This is a genomic window from Pseudarthrobacter sp. TE9888 (assembly GCF_056279345.1).
Window position 1 is genome coordinate 1,435,444 of sequence record NZ_JBWBRD010000002.1, and the last position, 20,907, is coordinate 1,456,350.

The 20,907-nt window shown below is 65.7% G+C and carries 20 protein-coding genes and 1 tRNA gene; 8 read left to right on the forward strand and 13 right to left on the reverse strand.

The genetic code is table 11. The features are described from left to right. Positions 1 to 65: 65 nt before the first annotated feature. The gene (locus tag ACZ9J7_RS07245) at positions 66 to 1,007 is read right to left on the reverse strand and encodes a hypothetical protein (protein WP_476208227.1); all 942 of its coding nucleotides are present in this window, start codon (positions 1,005 to 1,007) and stop codon (positions 66 to 68) included. A gap of 154 nt (positions 1,008 to 1,161) precedes the next feature. Here ACZ9J7_RS07245 and ACZ9J7_RS07250 point away from each other — a divergent pair, with 154 nt between their 5' ends. The 3 genes from ACZ9J7_RS07250 to ACZ9J7_RS07260 all read left to right on the forward strand — a co-directional run bounded on the left by ACZ9J7_RS07250 (position 1,162) and on the right by ACZ9J7_RS07260 (position 3,605). Beyond that, positions 1,162 to 1,707 (forward strand): peptidylprolyl isomerase, encoded by a 546-nt coding sequence (locus tag ACZ9J7_RS07250; RefSeq protein WP_141158792.1) that lies wholly within the window; start codon positions 1,162 to 1,164, stop codon positions 1,705 to 1,707. A gap of 9 nt (positions 1,708 to 1,716) precedes the next feature. Then, positions 1,717 to 2,595, forward strand: a complete 879-nt coding sequence (locus ACZ9J7_RS07255) for a rhomboid family intramembrane serine protease (protein WP_476208228.1) — start codon at positions 1,717 to 1,719, stop codon at positions 2,593 to 2,595. A gap of 542 nt (positions 2,596 to 3,137) precedes the next feature. Further along, positions 3,138 to 3,605: a carboxymuconolactone decarboxylase family protein gene (locus ACZ9J7_RS07260; RefSeq protein WP_476208230.1), complete on the forward strand. Its 468-nt coding sequence runs from the start codon at positions 3,138 to 3,140 to the stop codon at positions 3,603 to 3,605. Between the two features lie 201 nt (positions 3,606 to 3,806). Here the strand turns inward: ACZ9J7_RS07260 and ACZ9J7_RS07265 are convergent, their stop codons facing one another. Beyond that, entirely contained in the window at positions 3,807 to 4,397 is a 591-nt protein-coding gene (locus ACZ9J7_RS07265; protein ID WP_476208231.1) for a DNA-3-methyladenine glycosylase I, read from the reverse strand. Between the two features lie 55 nt (positions 4,398 to 4,452). Next, positions 4,453 to 4,704: a cell division protein CrgA gene (locus ACZ9J7_RS07270; RefSeq protein ID WP_141158788.1), complete on the reverse strand. Its 252-nt coding sequence runs from the start codon at positions 4,702 to 4,704 to the stop codon at positions 4,453 to 4,455. A gap of 173 nt (positions 4,705 to 4,877) precedes the next feature. On the opposite strand from ACZ9J7_RS07270, the gene ACZ9J7_RS07275 reads away from it, so the two are divergent. The 3 genes from ACZ9J7_RS07275 to ACZ9J7_RS07285 are packed head-to-tail and all read left to right on the forward strand — an operon-like array spanning position 4,878 to position 6,483. Further along, a complete protein-coding gene (locus ACZ9J7_RS07275; protein ID WP_476208233.1) occupies positions 4,878 to 5,672 on the forward strand; it encodes a class E sortase in 795 nt (264 codons plus the stop codon). Positions 5,673 to 5,674: 2 nt separating this feature from the next. Beyond that, entirely contained in the window at positions 5,675 to 5,845 is a 171-nt protein-coding gene (locus ACZ9J7_RS07280) for a hypothetical protein (protein ID WP_476208234.1), read from the forward strand. Continuing rightward, positions 5,842 to 6,483 (forward strand): aminodeoxychorismate/anthranilate synthase component II, encoded by a 642-nt coding sequence (locus ACZ9J7_RS07285; protein ID WP_476208235.1) that lies wholly within the window; start codon positions 5,842 to 5,844, stop codon positions 6,481 to 6,483. Before ACZ9J7_RS07280 ends, ACZ9J7_RS07285 begins: the two co-directional genes overlap by 4 nt. A gap of 26 nt (positions 6,484 to 6,509) precedes the next feature. On the opposite strand, the gene pknB is transcribed toward ACZ9J7_RS07285, so the two are convergent. The 7 genes from pknB to ACZ9J7_RS07320 are packed head-to-tail and all read right to left on the reverse strand — an operon-like array spanning position 6,510 to position 15,984. Continuing rightward, positions 6,510 to 8,477, reverse strand: a complete 1,968-nt coding sequence (pknB, locus tag ACZ9J7_RS07290) for a Stk1 family PASTA domain-containing Ser/Thr kinase (protein WP_476208236.1) — start codon at positions 8,475 to 8,477, stop codon at positions 6,510 to 6,512. Positions 8,478 to 8,492: 15 nt separating this feature from the next. Then, entirely contained in the window at positions 8,493 to 10,223 is a 1,731-nt protein-coding gene (locus ACZ9J7_RS07295; RefSeq protein WP_476208237.1) for a protein kinase domain-containing protein, read from the reverse strand. Further along, complete coding sequence (locus ACZ9J7_RS07300) at positions 10,220 to 11,680, reverse strand: peptidoglycan D,D-transpeptidase FtsI family protein (protein ID WP_476208239.1); 1,461 nt, start codon at positions 11,678 to 11,680, stop codon at positions 10,220 to 10,222. The genes ACZ9J7_RS07295 and ACZ9J7_RS07300 overlap by 4 nt, the downstream gene beginning before the upstream one ends. After that, on the reverse strand, positions 11,677 to 13,065 hold the full coding sequence (locus tag ACZ9J7_RS07305) for an FtsW/RodA/SpoVE family cell cycle protein (RefSeq protein ID WP_476208240.1): 1,389 nt from the start codon (positions 13,063 to 13,065) through the stop codon (positions 11,677 to 11,679). Before ACZ9J7_RS07305 ends, ACZ9J7_RS07300 begins: the two co-directional genes overlap by 4 nt. Further along, complete coding sequence (locus ACZ9J7_RS07310; protein WP_476208242.1) at positions 13,062 to 14,762, reverse strand: PP2C family protein-serine/threonine phosphatase; 1,701 nt, start codon at positions 14,760 to 14,762, stop codon at positions 13,062 to 13,064. The genes ACZ9J7_RS07305 and ACZ9J7_RS07310 overlap by 4 nt, the downstream gene beginning before the upstream one ends. 2 nt (positions 14,763 to 14,764) lie before the next feature. Continuing rightward, positions 14,765 to 15,247 (reverse strand): FHA domain-containing protein FhaB/FipA, encoded by a 483-nt coding sequence (locus ACZ9J7_RS07315; RefSeq protein WP_141158780.1) that lies wholly within the window; start codon positions 15,245 to 15,247, stop codon positions 14,765 to 14,767. Next, on the reverse strand, positions 15,244 to 15,984 hold the full coding sequence (locus ACZ9J7_RS07320; protein WP_476208245.1) for an FhaA domain-containing protein: 741 nt from the start codon (positions 15,982 to 15,984) through the stop codon (positions 15,244 to 15,246). Before ACZ9J7_RS07320 ends, ACZ9J7_RS07315 begins: the two co-directional genes overlap by 4 nt. Positions 15,985 to 16,379: 395 nt before the next feature. Between ACZ9J7_RS07320 and ACZ9J7_RS07325 the strand changes: the two genes are divergently transcribed. Further along, a tRNA-Leu gene (locus tag ACZ9J7_RS07325) sits at positions 16,380 to 16,462 on the forward strand. 193 nt (positions 16,463 to 16,655) lie between these two features. Here the strand turns inward: ACZ9J7_RS07325 and ACZ9J7_RS07330 are convergent. The 3 genes from ACZ9J7_RS07330 to ACZ9J7_RS07340 form a co-directional block, all read right to left on the reverse strand. After that, positions 16,656 to 17,360 carry a FadR/GntR family transcriptional regulator gene (locus tag ACZ9J7_RS07330; RefSeq protein WP_476208247.1) on the reverse strand — a complete coding sequence of 235 codons (705 nt, stop codon included), beginning with the start codon at positions 17,358 to 17,360 and terminating at the stop codon, positions 16,656 to 16,658. 23 nt (positions 17,361 to 17,383) lie between these two features. Then, entirely contained in the window at positions 17,384 to 18,511 is a 1,128-nt protein-coding gene (locus tag ACZ9J7_RS07335) for an L-talarate/galactarate dehydratase (protein ID WP_476208249.1), read from the reverse strand. A gap of 79 nt (positions 18,512 to 18,590) precedes the next feature. Next, the gene (locus ACZ9J7_RS07340) at positions 18,591 to 19,322 is read right to left on the reverse strand and encodes a TetR/AcrR family transcriptional regulator (RefSeq protein ID WP_476208251.1); all 732 of its coding nucleotides are present in this window, start codon (positions 19,320 to 19,322) and stop codon (positions 18,591 to 18,593) included. Between the two features lie 136 nt (positions 19,323 to 19,458). Here ACZ9J7_RS07340 and ACZ9J7_RS07345 point away from each other — a divergent pair, with 136 nt between their 5' ends. Beyond that, positions 19,459 to 20,850 carry a flavin monoamine oxidase family protein gene (locus ACZ9J7_RS07345; protein ID WP_476211813.1) on the forward strand — a complete coding sequence of 464 codons (1,392 nt, stop codon included), beginning with the start codon at positions 19,459 to 19,461 and terminating at the stop codon, positions 20,848 to 20,850. The last annotated feature ends 57 nt before the right edge of the window (positions 20,851 to 20,907 follow it).

Below are 20,907 nucleotides of genomic sequence, written 5' to 3' on the forward strand. Positions count from 1 at the left end.
GACGGGAAGAGACACAAAAGGAGGCCCCGCCGTCAAACGGAGCCCCCTTGTGTGAACGGCGAAAATCAGGCCTGGCTGCTGCCCTTGTCTTCATCGGCAACCGTCTTGGCGCCGCCTTCGGTGTCGTCAGCAACGTGCTTGGCCTTGTCGGCGGCGTCCGCTGACTTATCAGCGGCAGTCTCGGCTGCGTCACCGGCTTTGTCCGCGGCAGCACCGGCTGCGGAGGCGGCTGCGGACGTGCCCTTGTCGGCGGCGTCGGCAGTTGTTGCCTTGACGTCACTGACGGTGGTGGCCGGGACAGGGGCGGGGGTCGGGGTGACCGGCGAGGGAGTCTTCCAGGGGTCCTCGACCGGCTTGGAGGCCTTCCACGCTGCAACACCGGCCGCAACGGCAGCAGCCACCACGCCGAAGACCAGCCAGCCGCGTTTCTTCGGCTTCTCCGGCTGGGCAAGCTTCACGTCCACTGCGCGGCTGGCTCCTGCTGCGGCCGCCTTCAGCTGCGTGCCGGTGGCCTGTGCCTGCTCCTGGAGGGCGTGGATGATTCCCACGTCCCCGAGCTTCTGCGCGACGGCGTCAACCCGGGCCGGGGTGTTTTCCAAGGTGCGGTGCACAGCGCCGGAGGCCACGCCAATCTGGTCCGAGAGCTTGGGCAGGTATTCCACCACCACCCGGTCACGGGCATTCAGGACCACTGGAGTGGCCTTGTCGAGGGCCTCATGCAGCCTGGGTGATGCGCCCTCCACCACCTCATTGATCTTGGGCGCCAGGTGGGCCAGTCCGTCCTGGATCCGCGGAGTCACGGTGGCAACGCCGTCGGCCAGGCTGTGGGCCGCCGTCTTCAGGCCTTCCTGGATCTTGGGAGATGCGGTATCCAGGCTCTGCTGGAGGCGGGGAACAGCCCAGTCCACGGCAGCTTCCACTCGGGGGCCCGCCCAATCCTTGGCGTTTTCCACCGCACTGGTGACCGACTGCTCAAGGTCACGGGCAATACGATCCGATTTCTTCACAACTACCTCCCGATTAATGTGACGGTTCTGTCGCTAGCCTACGTGCCCAGATCACCACGGGCTATTCACTCTGCGGATTTTAGGGCGATTTCACCCAGCGCGGAACTGCCCCCGCGGCCATGGCTGCCCGGAACCGGCATGGGAGAATCAACCTATGACTGCCATCGCAACTGCAAAAGCAACCATCCACACCAGCCTCGGCGACATCGTGGTTAACCTCTTCGGCAACCACGCGCCCAAGACGGTCAAGAACTTCGTGGGCCTTTCCACCGGCGAGCAGGCCTGGACCCACCCGGAAACCGGCGAGGACAAGACCGGCACGCCGCTCTACAACGGAACCATCTTCCACCGCATCATCAAGGACTTCATGATCCAGGCCGGCGATCCCCTGGGCCGTGGAACCGGTGGCCCCGGCTACCGCTTTGACGACGAGATCCATCCCGAGCTGAGCTTCAACCAGCCCTACAAGTTGGCCATGGCCAACGCCGGCATCCAGATGGGCAAGGGCACCAACGGTTCACAGTTCTTCATCACCACCATTCCCACGGACTGGCTCCAGGGCAAGCACACCATCTTTGGTGAAGTTGCCGACGAGGAATCCAAGAAGGTTGTGGACGCCATCGAGGGTGTCCGGACCGGCATGGGCGACCGCCCGGTCGAGGACGTCACCATCAACAGCATCGACATCGAACAGCTGTAACGCCGCACCATGAGTTACGGAATTCCGTCGGCCGAGCCGTCCGCCCAGGTCCCGGTCTGCCCCCGGCACCCGGACCGGCCGTCCTACGTACGCTGCCAGCGCTGCGGGCGCCCCGCATGCCCGGACTGCCAGCGGGCGGCCGCCGTCGGATTCCAGTGCGTTGACTGCGTCAATGAAACAAAACGTACGACGCCGGAGGTGCGGTCGGTCTACGGCGGCGCCGTAGCCACCGGCAGGCCTTTGGTGACGTTCGGCATCATCGCAGCGTGTGTAGTCGTCTACGCCCTGCAGATGCTTATACCTGGCGACTGGGTGTACAAGCAGTTCGCCTACAACAACATTTTCGTCGCCCCGCAGTACGGCGCCTTTGAACCTTGGCGGATGCTGACGTCAGCCTTCCTCCATTCCCCGGACTCCTTCCTGCACATCCTCCTGAACATGTACACGTTGTGGATCTTTGGGCAGGCACTGGAACCTGTCCTGGGCCGGGCCCGCTTCCTTGCGGTGTACTTGATCTCCGCCCTTGGTGGATCGGTGGGCTACCTGCTGCTGAACCCGGTGCTGGTCCCGGGCCAGGGCCTGGTGGGGCTGGTCGGCGCCTCAGGTGCCATCTTTGGCCTCTTCGGCGCCATGCTGCTGGTCCAACGCCAGCGGGGCGGCGATACCAGGCAGCTCTGGGTCCTGATCGCCATCAACGGTGTCATTGGTTTCCTGATCCCCCACATCGCCTGGCAGGCCCACCTGGGTGGGCTCATTACCGGTGGGCTCTGCGCCGCTGTCCTTGCCTACACCCCGCGCGGACGCCGCCAAGGCCTCCTCCAGGCACTGGGTTTGGCCGCCGTGGTGGTCCTTCTCGTCGCTGCGAGCTGGGCACGGGTGACGCTCTAACCCTTATCGATTTGCGGACAACTTTATGCCCCCGTCATCCTCCGGTGCCGGGGGCATTCCTGTTTTCCACAGCGCTTATCCACAGTGTTGGTAACTTACATAGCTGTAGTTCATGCCTTTGTTCGGCCTCCCCCGGCGTTCTTCGGTCCCCACGAGGCGTGCCGGACCGGCTTTCTCCACACCTGTGGATAACTTGTGGGGATATTGCTGTGTGTAAGTGGATAAGCGGCCAATTTCGGTGCCACCTGTGGATAAAGCGGCGGAAACGTGGCCGACGGGATGCGGTGCACGCCGTTCGCAGGGGGTTATCGACAGCGGTATCCACACTGTTAATAAGTGACAGCACTGTTGTTTCGGCCGGGAGTGAACCCGTAGGAGTAAGGCTGCAGGCTCCAGGAGCGCCGGATTTCCACGAAGTTTTCCCCACCTGTGGATAAGTTGTGGGTATCGCGTTGTTGGTAAGTGGACAAGCGTCCTCAGTGCCGGGCTGCCACCTGCCTATGATGGTGGCCTGCCAAGCCGTTCGACCGACAAGGACTCCCGTGAGCGCCACCGAACACCTGTACCTGGACAAACAGCACCCGGCCCTGTGGAGAGCCATCAGCGGGTTGGGCCTGAAGGTCCAGGAAGCAGCAGAGGAGGCTGGACTGGGCCGGGGCCTGGTGGAGCTCCTGAATGTGCGCATTTCGCAGATCAACGGATGCGCGTATTGCCTGGACCTCCATGTGCGGAAGGCCGCGGACGCCGGCGAAACCCCGCAGCGGCTCGCGGTCCTGCCCGCATGGCGTGAAACGGCACTCTTCACCGACCAGGAGCGGGCCGCCTTGGCCTTGGTGGAAAGCATTACAGAACTCCCGGACGAACGGTCACGGGAGGCTACGGAGGCTTATGCGCGGGAGCGGCTCAGCGCCGGGGAGTTTTCAGCCGTGAGCTGGCTTGCCGTGACCATGAACGCCTTTAACAGGGTGTCCATCACCAGCCACCACCCGGTCCGGCGGGACCGCTCCTAGTTCTGGCCGGACCTTTCCGCCAGGCGGCACTGTACTTTTCCACAGGTATTCCACACTGTTAATAACCACATCTGGCCGGCAGGTTTCAGGGAAAAGGCCCGCGGGGCGGTGCAGCGGCATCACTTTGGTTCGAAGGCGAAGGTTCTCCACATTGTGGATAACCTTCCCAACAGCTGGGGATAACGGCCGGCGCCCGTACCTTTAGGCCCCAATGGGCCACACGCCGGAAGATCCACGGCGGTGGCTTTGCAGGAGGTGGGTGTCTACCATGCCGATCGCTTCCATCAGGGCGAACATGGTGGTGGGGCCTACGAACGAGAATCCGCGCTTACGGAGCGCCTTGGACAGGGCCACCGACTCTTCGGATTGGGTGGGAATATCGGTAATTGCCTGTGGCTTGGGCGTGCTCGCCGGACGGAAGCCCCACACGAACTCCACCAGTCCGCCGTCGTTCCTGAGCTCCTGGGTGGCCTTGGCGTTCTTCACAGCTGCAAGGATCTTCAGCCGATTCCTGATGATGCCGGGATCCTGCATCAGCCGCTCCACCTCCGGGGCGCCAAACAACGCCACGGCATCCGGGTCAAAGCCGGCAAAGGCCGCGCGGAAGGCCGGCCGCTTTCGCAGGATGGTGGCCCAGGAAAGGCCCGCCTGGAAACCCTCCAGGCAAATCCGCTCGTAGAGGCCCTGTTCGTCGGTGACGGGCAGTCCCCATTCCTGGTCGTAATAGTCGCGCATCAGCGGATCAGTGGCAGCCCAGGCAGGCCGGGCCAGGCCATCCTCGCCGACGATCACGCCGCTGGAATCCGGAGCCAGTGGAGTCCTCCTTGGAACAGTTCCGCTGCAGGCGCTAGGAGCGCCAGCGGGTGGTCATCAGGAACCCGACGATGGCGATGCCGAAGCCCGCAACGATGTTCCAGGACTGCCAGGCCTGGACCGGGAACCGTCCCTCACTGATGTAGAACGTGATGATCCAGAAGAGGCCGATGATCATGAGGCCGAACATGACCGGCTTGAACCATACCGGGTTGGGCTTGTAGGCCTGCGGTGATGCCGGCTGGGCGGTGCTGGCGGTCTTCCTGCGAGGCTTTGACTCGGGCACTGGCTCTCCTTGGCGGACTGGGCAAGCTCGGCGGCCCGGGCTTGGTATCCTGCAAGAAGGAAATTGCCAGCGGTCTGCGCGATCTTGGTCAAATCTGGATTCTTACTAGCAGCCAATTCTAGCCGCAGTTGATGGGCAGCCGGTGCCCAGGGTAGATGCCCGGAGGAGAACGCGTGGTATTGCAGGAGAAGGCGGGGCCCGCCACCGCGCCCCGGCCCCGTCGTGCCCTCCTGCACGGCATCATCTCGGTGTTTGGTGAACTGTTGATCACCGCCGGCGTTATCCTCCTGCTCTTTGTGGCGTGGCAGTTGTGGTGGACCAACGTCGAGTCCGATGCCAAGCAGAGCCAGGTCATCAAGGAATTCGCCCAGGACCTGGGCACCGCAGCCCCCGCGCCCTCGGCCTCCGCAGCGGCGGCGCCTCCCGCCGCCGGTGAGGACTTTGGAAAGCCCGTGGTGGGGACGGCGCCGGGCCACGCCGGCACCATCGGCATCATGTACATCCCCAGGTTCGGTCCCACCTACACCCGTCCGATCGTCCAGGGGACAAGCCAGGACGTCCTGGACACCCTGGGCCTGGGCCACTACAGCAACACCGCCATGCCCGGCGCCGTCGGCAACTTCGCGGTGGCCGGCCACCGCCAGACGCACGGAGCCGTGCTGGACAACATCCACACCCTGGTCCCGGGCGACAAGATCTACGTCCAGACCAAGGACGGTTTCTACGTCTACGTCTTCCGGAACAACCAGATCGTCATGCCGTCCCGCACCGATGTCCTGGAACCGGTCCCCACCCAGCCGGGTGCCGCGCCCACCGAAAGCTACCTCACCATGACCAGCTGCAACCCCCGATTCGGAGCGGAAGAACGCATCATCGCCTACGCCCTGCTGGACAGCTGGCGGCCCGCAGCGGCAGGACCACCGGCCGAAATCGCGGCCCAGGTGGCAGCAGCCACCGGAAGGAACTGACCGTGTACGCCTGGATCTTCCGACACCTCCCCGGGCCGCTGTGGCTCAGGATCATCATCTCGCTGGCACTGGTTTTCCTCGCCCTGGTGCTGATGGTCCAGTTCCTGTTCCCCTGGATGTCCCATTTCACCCCATTCACCGACTCAACGATTGGTTCCACAGACCAGCCATGACCACAACCAAGATCCTTGTAGTGGATAACTACGACAGCTTCGTCTACACCCTGGTGGGCTACCTCCAGGAACTCGGCGCCGAGACCACGGTGGTCCGCAACGACGACGTCACGCTCGCCGAGGCCATCGAACTGGCCAGCACCCGTGACGGCGTCCTCATATCCCCCGGGCCCGGAAATCCCGCGGAGGCGGGGGTCTGCATCGAGCTGATCAAGTGGTGCGGTGAAAAAAGCGTTCCCATGTTCGGCGTCTGCCTGGGCCACCAGGCGCTGGCCGAGGCTTTCGGCGGCAAGGTGACCCATGCCCCGGAACTCATGCACGGCAAGACGTCCAAGGTGGAGCACATTGGCACCAGCGTCTTCGCCGGGCTGCCCTCCCCCGTCACGGCCACCCGCTACCACTCACTGGCCGCGGTGCGGGAATCCATCCCCGACGTCCTGGAAATCACGGCACAGACCGCGTCCGGAGTGGTCATGGGGCTGCAGCACCGGACGGCACCACTGTGCGGGGTGCAGTTCCACCCGGAATCGGTACTCACCGAGGGCGGGTACCAGATGCTCGGCAACTGGCTCGAATCGCTGGGCATGAAGGGCGCGGCTGCCCGGGCAGCGAAGCTGAGCCCACTGATCCAGCAGTAGCCGGAGCCGGGCCGACACGGACGCGGTCAGCCCTTCTTGGTGGGCTTGGGCGTTGGTGTCGACGTCGGCGTGGCGGTTTCCGTTGGCGCAGGCGGCGGTGGCGGCGGCGCCTTGGCCACCACGACGGTGATGGTCTTCCCCTGCTCCACGGCAGCGTTGGCCGGGTCGCTTTGGTCCGTGACCTTGCCGGGCTCCACCTGGGAGTTTTCCACCTCAACCACCGAGGGCACCAGGCCGAGCTCCTTCAGTGCAGCCTCGGCTTCGTCACGCATCAGGCCACGCAGTTCCGGGACCACCACCTTTCCGGTGGACACGATCAGCTCGACGCTGGTGCCGACACCGACGCTTTGCCCGGGAGCCGGGTTGGACGTGATGACGATCCCCGCCGGGACAGTGGCACTGTTGGCGGTGGTGGTCGACGGGGCGCCCACCAGTCCCACCTGCCGGAGGATGTCCCGCGCCGCGGCTTCGGTCTTGCCCGGGAGGCTGTCAGGGATCTTCACCGAACTGGGGCCATCCGAAACGTTAAGGATGACCTCGGCCCCCGGATCCAGCGAACCTCCAGCCGCGGGGTCCGTCCCGATGGCCGTCCCCTTGGGGACTGTGTCGTTTGCGGACCGTGCGATCCGGGGCCTCAGGCCGGCGTTGTACAGCTCCTGCAGTGCGGCGGTTTCCGTCATGGACGCCACCGCCGGAATGGACACCTTGGGCGGCGCGGGAGCGGGCCGGTTGACCGTTTGGTACAGCCACAATCCGCCGCCGGCGAGGATCAGGAGGGTGAAGATCACCAGCGTCGCGATCCAGGCACGACGCCGGGACTTCTGCCGTGTGCTCGGCTCACGTTCCGAAGCGAAGCCCAGCGGGAGCGCCCCCGCCCCATACGCGTCAGCCCCGTGCTCGTCGGCCACTTCCAGCGGAGCCGCCGCTCCGGCATCGCCATGGTAAAGGTTGGTGGCGGCCAGCCGTCCGGTGGGGGCATCGTCAAGGAAGCTTGCCCCTGTGGCGGCGAACGCCTCGGTGGGCGGGGTCGCCTGTGGAACGTGGTCGTTGGGATCGGTGGGCGCCTCTGACGCCGCCACGGCCGGCACGGGAACACCGGCCTTGGCAGCGCGCAAGGCGCGCCGGAAGGCCGCTGCGTCCTGGAACCTGTCGGTCCGGTTCTTTTGCAGGGCCTTGGCAAGGACGGTATCCAGCGCCGGGGATACATCCGGGTTGAGGCTGCTGGCCGGTTCCGGGATCTCGCGGACATGCTGGTAAGCCACGGAAACCGGGCTGTCCCCGACGAACGGCGGCCGCGAAGTCAGCATTTCGTAGAGCAGGCAGGCAGCGGAATAGAGGTCGCTGCGGGCATCCACCGTCTCGCCCCGGGCCTGTTCCGGCGAGAGGTACTGTGCCGTTCCCACCACTGCCTGGGTCTGGGTCATGGTGGCGGAGGAATCGGCGATGGCCCGGGCAATGCCGAAGTCCATCACCTTCACCGAGTTGCTGCCCGGGCAGTACATCACGTTGGCAGGCTTAATGTCCCGGTGCACGATGCCGGCCTTGTGGCTGTACTCGAGGGCCGCCAGGACGCCCAGGCAGTAGTCGATCGCCTGGCTGATGCTGACCTCGTTGGCACGGATCAATTCGCGCAGGGTCCTGCCCTCAACGTATTCCATGACGATGTACGGCACCCGTACGTCCTCGGTGGAACCGTCATGGACCACGTGCTCGCCGGTATCAAAGATGGCCACGATCGACGGGTGGTTCAGGGCTGCCACCGCCTGCGCTTCGCGTTTGAAGCGGGCCTGGAACTGCGGATCCCGGGCCATGTCCGGCCGCAGCAGCTTGATGGCCACGGTCCGGCCCAGGCGGGTGTCAGTTCCCTTGTAGACATCCGCCATGCCGCCGCGGCCAATGAGGTTACCCAGCTCGTAGCGCCCGTTCAGGACACGCCGGTTATCCACCGGAAGGCTGTCCTCCCGGTGCAACGGTGTGCGTGGTGACTCATTCACTGGTAGTCCCGACAATCAGGGTGCGCAGGTCGGAGGCATTCCGGGCGTTTGGCCGGCCGCGCAGGTTGCCAGGGGCGAGATGGGCGTCGGTCCGGCCACCGGTGAGGACGACGTGGGGGTAGGGGTCGGTGCGGCGGTGGTGGGCGCAGGGCTGGGAGCGGTCGCGTAGACGACGGTGATCAGCGAACCCTTGGGAACCGTCCCGGTGGGGTTGAGTTCCAGCACCGTTCCGGGCGCCTCCGTGCTGCTCTCCTGCGGAACGACGGTCACCTGGAGCCCCATGCCTGCAAGGGCAGCCTGGACCTGCCGGTAGTCCTTGCCCAGGTACGCGGCCGGAATGACGTTGACCGTGGACTGGGTGGGCTGCGTGGTGGGTGTGGGGGTGGGCGTGCTGCGCGTCTGCGTCGGCGTTGCGGAGGGCGTGGTCCGCGTGGGCGTCGCGGACGACGGCGGTGCGCTGCTGGCCGTGGCGCTGGAGCTGGGGTTCCCGGCCGGCGAGAAGAGTCCCGCCTGGTTCAGGAGGAAGCCCACCAGGGCGAAGAGCAGCAACAGGATCAAGGCGACCAGGGGCCAGGTCCAGGGGCTGCGGCCCTTGCGCCTGGGCTCGTCGGAGGGCCCGTCGTCGTACGTTTCCTCCTCCTGGTCCCAGTTCCGCTCGGCAGCCAACGCGTTGGCGCGGGCCAGCGGCCCCTGCGCCCGCTCCGCGTCGTCCGCGGATGCGCCGTGGGCGCCGGCAGCCATGGCTGCCGCAGCACCTGCTGCGCCCGCCCCCATCACCGGCAGTGCCGACGTGGCGGTAGGGGCAGAATCCCGCTGCGTTCCGATCACGCCGGTGGGGGCGGTGGCGGTGTCGACAGGAGCCGTGATGGGTCCCGTGGAGGCGTCGAAAAGCAGCATGCCGGGCACCGCGGCGCGGGCGGCGCCCACGTCCCCGTTGCGGATGGCCTCCGCCGCTTCGGCGAGCTTGATGGCATTCGCCGGCCGGTCCTTGGGGTCCTTGGCCAGCATGGACATCAGGAGCGCCCGGACCGGCGTGGGCAGGCTCTCCGGAAGCGGCGGCGGGGCGTCGTTCACCTGGGCCAGGGCAATGGCGATCTGGGATTCGCCGGAGAACGGGCGGTGGCCGCTGAGGCACTCGTAGCCAATGACGCCGAGGGAGTAGATGTCCGAGGAACCGGTGGCGGTCTGGCCCGTTGCCTGCTCGGGCGCCAGGTACTGCGCGGTTCCCATGACCTGCCCGGTCTGGGTGAGCGGCACCTGGTCGGCAAGGCGGGCGATGCCGAAGTCGGTTACCTTGACCCTCCCGTCAGGGGTGATCAGGAGGTTGCCGGGCTTAACGTCACGGTGGACCAGGCCCTGGGCGTGCGCGACGGCCAAGGCGCGGGCGGTCTGCGCGATGATCGACAACGTACGGTCAGGCGAGAGCACCTGTTCGTGTTCAATGATGCTGCTCAGCGGCTGGCCCGGGACCAGCTCCATGACCAGGTAGGCCGAGCCCTCCTCTTCGCCGTAGTCGAAGACGTTGGCGATCCCCACGTGGTTCAGCAGCGCGGTGTGGCGTGCCTCAGCGCGGAAGCGCTGGAGGAATCCCGGATCACCGGTGTACTCCTCCTTCAGCACCTTAATGGCGACGATACGGCCCAGGACGAGGTCTTTGGCCTTCCACACTTCCCCCATGCCGCCGATCGCAATCCGCGTGGTCAGCTGGAATCTGCCGCCGAGGGTGATTCCCGTTGTAGGCCTCACTTATTCAACACCGCCTCAAAAATCTTCTTCGCGTTGGGACTGGTCAGCTTTGCTCCCGCGTAGATGTCTACGCCTTCCATGACGATCGTGACGCTGACCTTCGGGTTGTCAGCAGGGGCGAACCCGGTAAACCACGAATTGTTGGTTCCGTTTCCGAGTTCGGCGGTGCCGGTCTTGCCTGCGACCTGGACGCCCGGGACGGCAGCGCCCTTGGCGATACCGTCAGTTACCACGCTGGTCATCCATTCGGTGATCTGCTTGGCGATTTCCGGGGTGGTGGATGTCCTGAGCTGTGACGGCTGCGGCTCGTCAATGACGCGCAGGTCCGGGGACCGCAGGGTCTTGACGAGGCTGGGCGCCATCTGGGCGCCGCCGTTGGCGATGGCATTCGTCATCATGTTGACCTGAAGCGGCGTGACCCGGACATCCTTCTGGCCGATGGCGGACTGGGCCAGGCCGGGCGCGTCCAGATTATCGGGGAAGCCGTTCCCCGCCGCGTGGCCGAGCTTCAGCTGGCCCCCGACGTCCTCGCCAAACCCAAACTTCTTGGCCTGCGCGGCGATGGCGTCGCGGCCCAGGTCCAGGGCGATGCTCGCGAATGGCGTGTTGCAGGACTGCTGCAGTGCGAACGCGAACGAGGCGGTGTCCTTGGTGTAGCAGTTGCCGCCGGCATAGTTGGGCAGTTTGTACTGGATGCCGTCAAAGGGCATCTCAGCAGGGTTCGGCAGGACGCTGTCCTTGTTGTACTTCCCGGACGCCAGGGCCGCGGCCGTATCCACAAGCTTGAAAACCGAGCCCGGAGCGAGCAGTTCCCCGGTGGGGCCACTGACGTTCTGGTTGAGGTTGATGCCAGGCACCTTGACCAGTTCGTTGATGTTGGCGCTTTCCGCCTTGGCATCCTGGGTGGCCACAAGGTTCGGGTTGTAGGACGGTTTGGAGGCCATGGCCAGGATTGCGCCGGTCTTGGGGTTGGTGACCACGATCGAGCCGCGCTGGCCATCCGGAATCAGGCTGTAGGCAAGCTGCTGGAGCTGGGGATCGATGGTCAGTTCCACTGACGCGCCCTTGGGTTGGTTGCCCAGGAAAAGCTGGCCCACCCGGTCAAGGAAGAGCTGGTCGGAGTTCCCTGCCAGCTCGGCGCCCATGGTCTGCTCCAGGCCCGTGGCTCCGTAGTTCTTCGAGAAGTAGCCGGTGATGCCGGCGTAGAGTTCCGGCTGCGGGTAGGTCCGCTGGAACTTGCACGTTTCCGAACCGGTTTCCGCAGACTCAGCCACGGGAGTGCCGCCGACGATGATGGCGCCACGGTCGTTGCAGTAGTTCTGCAGGATGGCGCGCTGGTTCAGCGGATTGGTCTTGAGGTCGTCGGCGCCCACCACCTGCACATAGCTGATGGCGCCGAAGAGCAGCGCAAACATGGCAACTGCGGCTACCCATGAGTGTCGAATTGCTTGGTTCATGCCTGCTTCACCGCCTCGGTTGGAGTGTCAATGCCGTTTGCCGCCGCCGCACCGGCGGGTGGGAGCGGAGTTGTATCCACCGGCCCGCGGGCAGCATGGGAAATCAACAGGAGCAGCCCCACGATGATCCAGTTGGCCAGGAGGGACGATCCGCCGGCCGCCAGGAACGGGGTGGTAAGCCCGGTCAGGGGAATGAGGCGCGTGACGCCGCCGATCACTACGAAGCACTGGAGGGCCACGGCGAGGGACAGGCCGCAGGCAAGCAGCTTTCCGAACGCGTCCCGCGTGCCCAGGGCTGCCCGGAAGCCGCGCGTGACGAACAGCAGGTAGAGCAGCACGATGGCGAACAGCCCGATCAGTCCCAGCTCCTCGCCCAGCGAAGCGATGATCATGTCGCTGTTGGCGAACGGGACCAGGTCCGGGCGGCCCTGGCCCAGGCCGGTCCCCACCAGCCCGCCGTTGGCCATGCCGAACAGGCCCTCGATGACCTGCCGGCTGCCGTTTTCATAAACATCGGGGGAGAAGGCGTTGAGCCAGCCGTAGACGCGCTGCTGCACGTGGGAAAAGACCTGTGCCGCAACAAAGCCGCCGCCCAGGATCAGAGCCAGCCCGATCACCACCCAGCTGATCCGGCTGGTGGCCACGTAGATCATCACGATGAACAGGCCGAAGAACAGCAGGGACGAACCCAGGTCTCGCTGGAAAACCAGAACACCAATACTGACCAGCCAAGCCGTGACCATCGGGCCCATGTCCTTGAACCGCGGGAACTGCAAGGGGCCGATCTTCCGGCCCGCAAGCAGGATCAGGTCCCGGTTGGACGAAAGATACCCCGCAAAGAATATTGCCAGCGTAATCTTGGCGACCTCGCCCGGCTGGAACGTCATTGAACCGAACCGGATCCACACCCTGGCGCCCAGGATTTCCCCGGCGCTGATCCCCGGGACGAGCGGCAGGATCAGCAGAAGAGCCGAAGCCGCCAGCGAAATGAAGGTGAACCGCCGGAGGATGCGGTGGTCCTTGAGGAAGAACACCACCGCAATGGCCACGGCCATGGCGATGAGGGTCCACCGAAGCTGGTTGTTCCCGGTGTCCTCGCCGGGGGCGTCCAGGCGGTGGATCATCGCCAGGCCCAGACCGTTCAGCGCGATCACAATCGGAAGTATTACTGGATCAGCATATTTGGCCCGGAAACGCAGTACGCCATGGAAAACGAGCGCGGCCACTGCCAGGAGGCTCGACTGGAACCAGAAGTCTGAGTCGAAGGCCTTTTCCTGGTCCACGCCAACCATCATGTTGGCGCCGATGCCGACGGCGAGGGCCAGCAGCAGCAAGGCAAGTTCGACGTTGCGGCGAGGCTTGGGCATGGTGCTTACCTGGCTCATTTGGCCGCCTCGCAGGTGATGGTCGGAGTGGGTGAGGGGGACGGGGCCGACGGTGCGGGGGCAGGGGCGGACGCATCGGTTGCCGGCGGCGGGGCTGCCACCGTGGCCGGAGGTGCGCTGCCCGGGGGCGGTGTCGCCGAAGCGGACACCTTGGGGCACTCCTCCTCGGGGGAAGTGGTCCCGGTCAGCTCCAGGTTCTTCACGATGCGCTGTGCGTCGTAGAGGTCATTGGCAGGGACCGTCTGGCGGACGCGCTGCTGGGAGAAGGGTGGAAGGGAGTCCATCCGGATGTCCGTCACCGCTTCAAGGGAGGAGAGCTGGATGGGACCCAGCCGCTGGGACACGCCGTTGTAGATGGCCACACGGGAATCGAACTCGCCCACGTAGTACCGGGTCTGGGTCCAGGCGTAGCCAAGCCAGAGGCCTACAGCCACCACAACCAGTACGGCGGCCGCGATGGACCAGGTCAGCCAGCGGCGCGGACGCAAAGCCGGCACGGCGTCCTCTCCGTCCGCCGGTTCCGCCTTGTGGGTGAGGAGCGTGGCAGCGCGGCGGGCCACTGTCCGGCCTGCCACCGTCGGGATGGAGCCGGACTCCGCGGCAGCCGCGGCGGCACCCACCAGTTCGTGGGGGCGTGAGGCAAGTTCCTCACGCAGGACCTCAGCGGAGAGGTGCTCGCCAAGATGGGGATCGGTACTGCCGGACTCGCCCTGACCGGCATCGGCGGCCTCGCCGTTTGCCGGCTCCTTGGCCGCACCAGAGCCGGGAGTGGCTTCCCCGGGCCCGGAGGAGGGTGTTTCCTTGGGATCGTCCGCAGCGGCTGCCGCGCCCACCGCTGCGGCGGCGGGGGCACCTTCTGCCGCGGCAGCGGGCTTCGTGCCCTGCACCGGCGGGACGATTTCGACGGCGGCCGTGCTGACGTCGTCGGGCGTTTCCTCCACGATGTCCACCATGACCACGGTGACGTTGTCAGGGGAACCGGCCTCGAGTGTCAGCTCAACAAGGGTTTCGGCGCACTCATGCAGGTTGTGGGTTTCGCGGACCGTCCGTTCCACGGCATGCGCGGCAACGTAGTTCAGGCCGTCCGAGCACAACAGCCAGCGGTCCCCGGGCCGGGCGTCGAGGGTGTCCAGGTCCAGCTCGGGGCTGGCGTCGACGTCGCCAAGGACGCGCATGAGGACGTTCTTGTGGGGGTGCGTTTCGGCTTCTTCGGGCCGCAGCCGGCCTTCGTCGATGAGCCGCTGGACGAAGGTGTGGTCCACGCTGACCTGCTTGAATTCGCCGTCGCGGAGCCGGTAAGCGCGTGAATCGCCGATGTGGGCGAAGTGCAGCTTGCCTTCAGCCAGCAGGAGGGCGGTGACCGTGGTACCCATGCCCGCCAGCTTCGGGTTGATGTGCACCAGTTCGGAGAGGAGGGAATTGGCGGTCTGGATCTCATCGGCCAAAACGGTCCCGGCGTCGTCTCCGTGGTCCGGGCTGTCCAGGTGGATCATGTCCAGGACGGTTGCGGCCGAGGCGACGTCGCCGCCCGCGTGTCCTCCCATTCCGTCCGCGACCACGGCCAGATGGCGGCCGGCGTAGGCGGAATCGTCATTCTTGGCACGTATCCGGCCAACATCCGACCGCGCGGCGAAGCGCATGATGAGGGGCCGCTGCGCCGGACTGGAGCCGGTTGCGGGGTTTTCGGGAACGGCCACGGTTACGGCCTCAATTCAATGACCGTCTTGCCGATTCTCACGGGTACCCCTGGCTCGACGGGCAGGGCACGGGTAAGTTGCTGGTCGCCCAGGTAGGTTCCGTTGGTGGAGCCAAGATCCTCGATGAACCAGCGGCTTCCCTGTGGGAAGAGCCTGGCATGGCGGCCGGAGGCGTAGTCGTCCTCGAGGACCAGGGTGGCTTCCTGGGCGCGTCCCAGCAGGATGGGGCTTGCTGCCAGTGGGAGGGTGCGGCCCTTGAGCGGTCCTTCCAGCACCACCAGTTGCCGGGCCTGCTGCTTTACAGGCTGCGGAGGCGTCTCGGCCAGTTCGGGGTTCCGCCGGAGCTGCCGGGCCGTGGGTGCGCCGGCGGCAGCCTTGCGGCCCAGCATCAGGTCCCGGCGCATGGCGGAGACGATGCTGAAGATCAGGACCCAGAGGAGCAGCAGGAAACCGAACCGCAGCGCGGTAATGGTGAGGTCGCTCATACGTGGCCACCCTGGTTGGCAGGAAGCAGGCGGAAGATGATCTTTGTCCGTCCCATCGTGATGGTGGAGCCGTCAGTGAGTTCGGTGCTTCCGGAGACCCTTTGGCCGTTGACATAGCTGCCGTTGGTGGACCCCAGGTCCACGGCGCTGGTGACTCCGTTCTCCGTGCGGATCTCCAGGTGGCGCCGCGAAACGCCGGTGTCTTCAATGAGGATGTCTGCCTCGGAGGACCGGCCCAGGACGATGGACGGGGCGTTCAGCGAATAGCGCTGCCCGTCGATATCCAGGACAGGCTGGAGCCTGACCGGCTGCCGGCTCGGAGCCGCAGGGACGTTGGGCCTTGCCTGGGCCGCGCCGGAACCCTGGGATTTCTCTGTGGAGGAAGCGATTTCGAAGTCACCGGCACGGACTTCCGCGTCGCGGCGGAACGAAATACGGACGGGACCCTGGAGGGTGTAGCCCTGGCTGCGGACGTGGTTGATGACGACGTCGCACAGTTCCTCGGCCAGCGGGGTGCCCCATTCCTGCGCCCTGCCGAAGTCATCGTCACTGAGCTGGACGTCAAAGACATTGGGTACCAAAGTGCGGCCCGCGGCCACTGTGAGTGCTTTGTGGTCCACCTCGCGGCGGAGCCGGCTGGCGATCTCCACCGGCTCAACCTGGGCTTTGGAACCGGTGGAGAAGACGCCGCGGACGGCCTTTTCAATGCCACGTTCAACCTTGTCCAGCAGACCCATGGTGCTTCTCCTTTCCCCCCGGCTCCGGGGCAGTAGTTGTTCCCGACCAACATCTGCGGGGCAGTCCACCGCTGCGCGGGGATGCCCGCCGGAAGTGGCCACTCCTACATCCGATACTAATGGCCAGCCCTGCGAATGACCTTAATCAACAACGGCCGGGCGCCGGCAAAAGTTCGGAGGAGTGATTGTCTCTGGCGGCTGTGGGGCGGCCATCCCGGGGCGGTTGCCGTCCGGGAATTGCCTGCTTCCACGCGGCTTAATTGCGGTTCGGACGGCCCATGGGAGGGCGGCGTTCGGCCGATTGGTAATTTGCGGCATCTGTCCGTTATGCTTGATCTCGCTGCTTTTACGAGACATGGAACGGGAAACCGGACCGGCCAAGTGGAAGAAGTTGCGCGCGAGTGGCGGAACGGCAGACGCGCTGGCTTCAGGTGCCAGTGTCCGAAAGGGCGTGGGGGTTCAAATCCCCCCTCGCGCACGCAAATGGAAGAGCCCCGGTCTTTGGACCGGGGCTCTTTTGCGTTTCCCGCATGACACGGCGGTTCTGGTGGATTGCATGCGCCCACGAAGATTGCACCCGCGCGTGGACGATGCACCCGCGCGTTCCAGGGTGATCCGTCCGTTGGCGGGTGCGCCGATCAGCGAACGGGCCCAGGACTCGGACGGGGGCCCTAGCTCGACGGCCGCGCCGAAGCCTTGAACCGGCGTCGTGAGTTGGCCAGGTGGCTGCGCATCGCTGCCGCCGCGGCAGCCTCGTCGCCGTCGGCGATCGCCTCGAGGATGGACCGGTGCTCCTGGACCACCTGGTCGAAATGGTCCCGGGCGTAATGCTCGACGCCGGTCATCAGGCGGGTGCGGGGCATGGCGATCATTGTTTGCCCCAGCGCAGCCAGGCAGTCGGAGTAATACGGGTTGCCGGAGGCCGCGGCCACCGCCCGGTGGAATTCGAAGTCCGATTTCATGGCATGGGCGGGGTGGCCGGCGCTTTCGGTGAAGGCCTCCAGCGCCGCGCCAACCGCCCGTAGCTGCCTGTCCGTGCGGTTCCGGGCAGCCAAGGCGGCCGCTTCCGCCTCCACACCCATACGGAAAGCCAGCAGGTGCAGCCTGTCCTCCGTGGTGGCCACCGGCCGGACGCCCGGCACTGCCAACGGGCCGTCCGACGGCGGTGTCAGGGCGAAGCTGCCGCGCCCCCGTTCGGTTTCCACAAGCCCTTCGGCCTGGAGCCTCGTCAGCGCGGCACGGACCACTGTCCGGCTCACGCCGAAGTCGCTGATCAGGGTGTTTTCGCTGGGAAGCTTCTCACCCGGCTGGATCACGCCGTCAACGATGCGGTTGCGAAGGTCAGCGGCAAGGTCCGCGGTGAGGTTCCGGCTCATGGCTCAAGGTTACGGCTTTAGCGTTACGCCCCGAACTCCACGGAATCCGTGGTCCAGGCACGTGCCTGGTCACTGAGGGTGACCCCGAGGCCGGGGCGGTCCGGGACGATCATGCGGCCGTCCTTGGTTTCAAGGCGCTCGTTGAACAGAGGATCCAGCCAGTCGAAGTGCTCCACCCACGGCTCGCGGGGGTAGGCCGCGGCGAGGTGCAGGTGGATTTCCATGGCGAAGTGCGGGGCCAGGCCCAGGCCGCGCTCGTCCGCGAGGGCGGCAAGGCGGAGGAACTGGGTGATGCCGCCGACGCGCGGGGCGTCGGGCTGGATGATGTCGCAGCCGTTGGCGGCAATGAGGCCCTTGTGTTCGGCCACCGAGGCGAGCATTTCACCAGTGGCGATAGGAGTGTCCAGGACCTGGGCCAGGTGGGCGTGCCCTTCGAAATCGTAGGCGTCCAGCGGTTCCTCGATCCAGACGAGATCGAACTCCTCCAGCCGGCGGCCCATCCGCAGGGCCGTGGCACGGTCCCACTGCTGGTTCGCATCCACCATCAGCGGGACGTCCCAGCCGATGTGCTCGCGGATGCCGGCAACGCGGCGCAGGTCCTCCTTGCTGTCCGGCAGGCCCACCTTGATCTTGATGCCGCCAATGCCTTCCTCGATGGACTGCGTAGCGCGTGCCTTGACCTCGTCCAAGGTGGCGTTCAGGAAACCGCCTGAGGTGTTGTAGGTCCGCACGGAGTCGCGGTAGGAGCCCAGGAACTTGGCCAGGGGGAGGCCGGCGCGCTTGGCCTTGAGGTCGTAGAGGGCAATGTCGATGGCGGCCAGGGCCTGGGTAGCGACGCCGGAGCGGCCCACTGAGGCGCCGGCCCACAGCAGCTTGGTGTAGATCCTGGCGATGTCGTTGGGGTCCTCGCCGATGATGCCCTCCGCCACCTCTTTGGCGTGGGCGTACTGGGCCGGTCCGCCGGCCCGCTTGGAGTAGCTGAAGCCGATGCCGGAGTGGCCCAGTTCGGTGGTGATTTCGGCGAAGAGGAAGACAACCTCGGTCATGGGCTTCTGCCGGCCGGTGAAGACCTTGGCGTCACTGATGGGAACGGTGAGGGGGAGGCGGGCGGTGGACAGCTTGACGTGCCGGATCAGGTCGACGGTGCTCATGGATTCTCCTAGTGGCTGGGCGGGCTCCTTCGCGCGCAGCGTTAGGATATAAGTTTAGAACTTGTAATACAAGTAGGGGTCAGTGTCGCAGTGCGGCCAGTCCGGAGACCAGTGCGTCCAGGCCCAGCTGGAAGGCGGTATCCGCCTGCCGGCCACGGTCCCGATGGCTGGCGTCGGGGTGGCTGGAGGAGGCCTTCGGCGGTGCCGTGGAGGAGCTTCGGACGGCGGCTGTGAAGTGCGGGGTTGACTCCGCCATGGAGCCGGAATCGAAAATGTCCTCGGGTGCCGTAACGTCATACGCGGAGCCGAAGATAAAGGACTCCAGCGCCACAATGGCGGGAATGATCCGCTCCTGTGGGAATCCGGCGTCGGAAAATCCCTTGCTGACGGTTTCATACATGGCGAGGGTCTGCGGGGCATCCGTGACCGGCAACACGGCAATGACGGGAATGAGCGGAGTGTGTTCGGCGAAAACGTCCCGATAGCTCCATGCCCAGGTGTGCACGGCATCTTCCCAGCTGCCGTCCGCGAAGCCTGAGACGTCCACCAGCGACATCAGGTGATCCTCGACCAGCAGCAACACGTCCTGTTTCGATGCCACATGGTTGTAGAGGGCGGAGGGTGCCACATCCAGCACCTTGGCGAGGGCGGCCATGGTCAGTCCGTCGTATCCCTTCCGTCCGACCAGTTCCAGAGCGGCTGTTGTGATCCCCGCTTTGTCCAGCACTGCCGCCGAGGGCCGGCCTGCCCGCCTCCTCTGCGCGCCGCCATTGCTGGTGGAGCGCCCCTGTGCGGCTGATACTGCCGGCATTCCTGCCCTTTCGTCGTCGTCCCCTGCATTATTCCATTCAGTACTTCCGCTGCCGGCAGGCACCGGCTATAGTTCTTACTAAATGAACAGCATTCATTTAGTGGGCCCCGTCACCCTGGGCCGCAGAGAGGACATCATGCTGAACCTGAACCGCGACGTTGTGGTCGTTGGAGCCGGGCCGTCCGGACTCACCGCCGCCCGCGAACTGAAGAAGGCCGGACTCACCGTCGCCGTGCTTGAGGCCCGCGACAGGGTGGGCGGCCGCACGTGGACCGACGTTGTTGATGGAGCCATGCTCGAGATCGGCGGCCAGTGGGTCTCCCCGGACCAGACAGCCCTCCTGGAACTGCTCCAGGAACTGGGCCTGGAGACCTACCCGCGCTACCGCGAAGGCGAATCCATTTATCTCGGCGCAGACGGCACGCCCGTGCGCTATACGGGTGAAACCTTTCCTTTGGACCCGGAAACCGCCGTCGAAATGGACCGGCTGGTGGCGCTGCTGGACGGCCTCGCCGCGGAGGTTGGACCCGCCGAACCCTGGGCCCACCCCAAAGCGCGTGAACTCGACACGATCTCCTTCCATCACTGGCTCCGGCAGAACTCTGCCAACGAGGAAGCCTGCAAAAACATCGGCCTGTTTATCGCCGGCGGAATGCTCACCAAGCCGGCGCACTCCTTCTCCGCCCTGCAGGCGGTCCTGATGGCTGCTTCGGCCGGCTCCTTCACCCACCTGACGGACGAGGACTTCATCCTGGACCGCCGCGTGGTCGGTGGGATGCAGCAGGTGTCCCTGCTGCAGGCGCAGGAGCTGGGAGACGACGTCGTCCTCAATTCGCCGGTCCGCACCATCAACTGGAAGCCCGACGAGGATGGCGGCCACCGCGTCACCGTCGAGTCGGACCGTGCAACGGTCAACGCCCGTTTCGTCATCATGGCCGTGCCACCCAACCTTTACTCCCGCGTCTCCTTCAACCCGCCGCTGCCGCGCCGGCAGCACCAGATGCACCAGCACCAGTCCCTGGGCCTGGTCATCAAGGTGCACGCCGTCTACAGCACCCCGTTCTGGCGGGACAAAGGACTCTCCGGCACCGGCTTTGGCGCGGATGCCCTGGTCCAGGAGGTGTACGACAATACGAACCACGGCGACCCGCGGGGCACCCTGGTGGGGTTCGTGTCCGATGAAAAGGCCGACGCCGTTTTCGAGTTGGGTGCGGAGGACCGCAGGAAGGCCATCCTCGAATCCATCGCGGGTTACCTCGGTGACGAGGCCCTCACCCCTGAGGTCTATTACGAGTCCGACTGGGGCTCCGAGGAATGGACCCGTGGCGCCTACGCGGCCAGCTATGACCTTGGAGGCCTCCACCGCTATGGCAAGGACCAGCACGCACCGGTTGGCCCGATCTACTGGTCCTCGTCGGACCTCGCCGCGGAGGGCTACCAGCACGTGGACGGCGCCATCCGCATGGGCCGCATCACGGCCGCGCGCATTGCCGAGGTTGCCAAGGTTCCGGTGGCATCCGGCTGGTAAATAAGCATGCTTACTAATAGGCTGGCGGCGGGGACTTTCCCCTACTTTCGACGAACG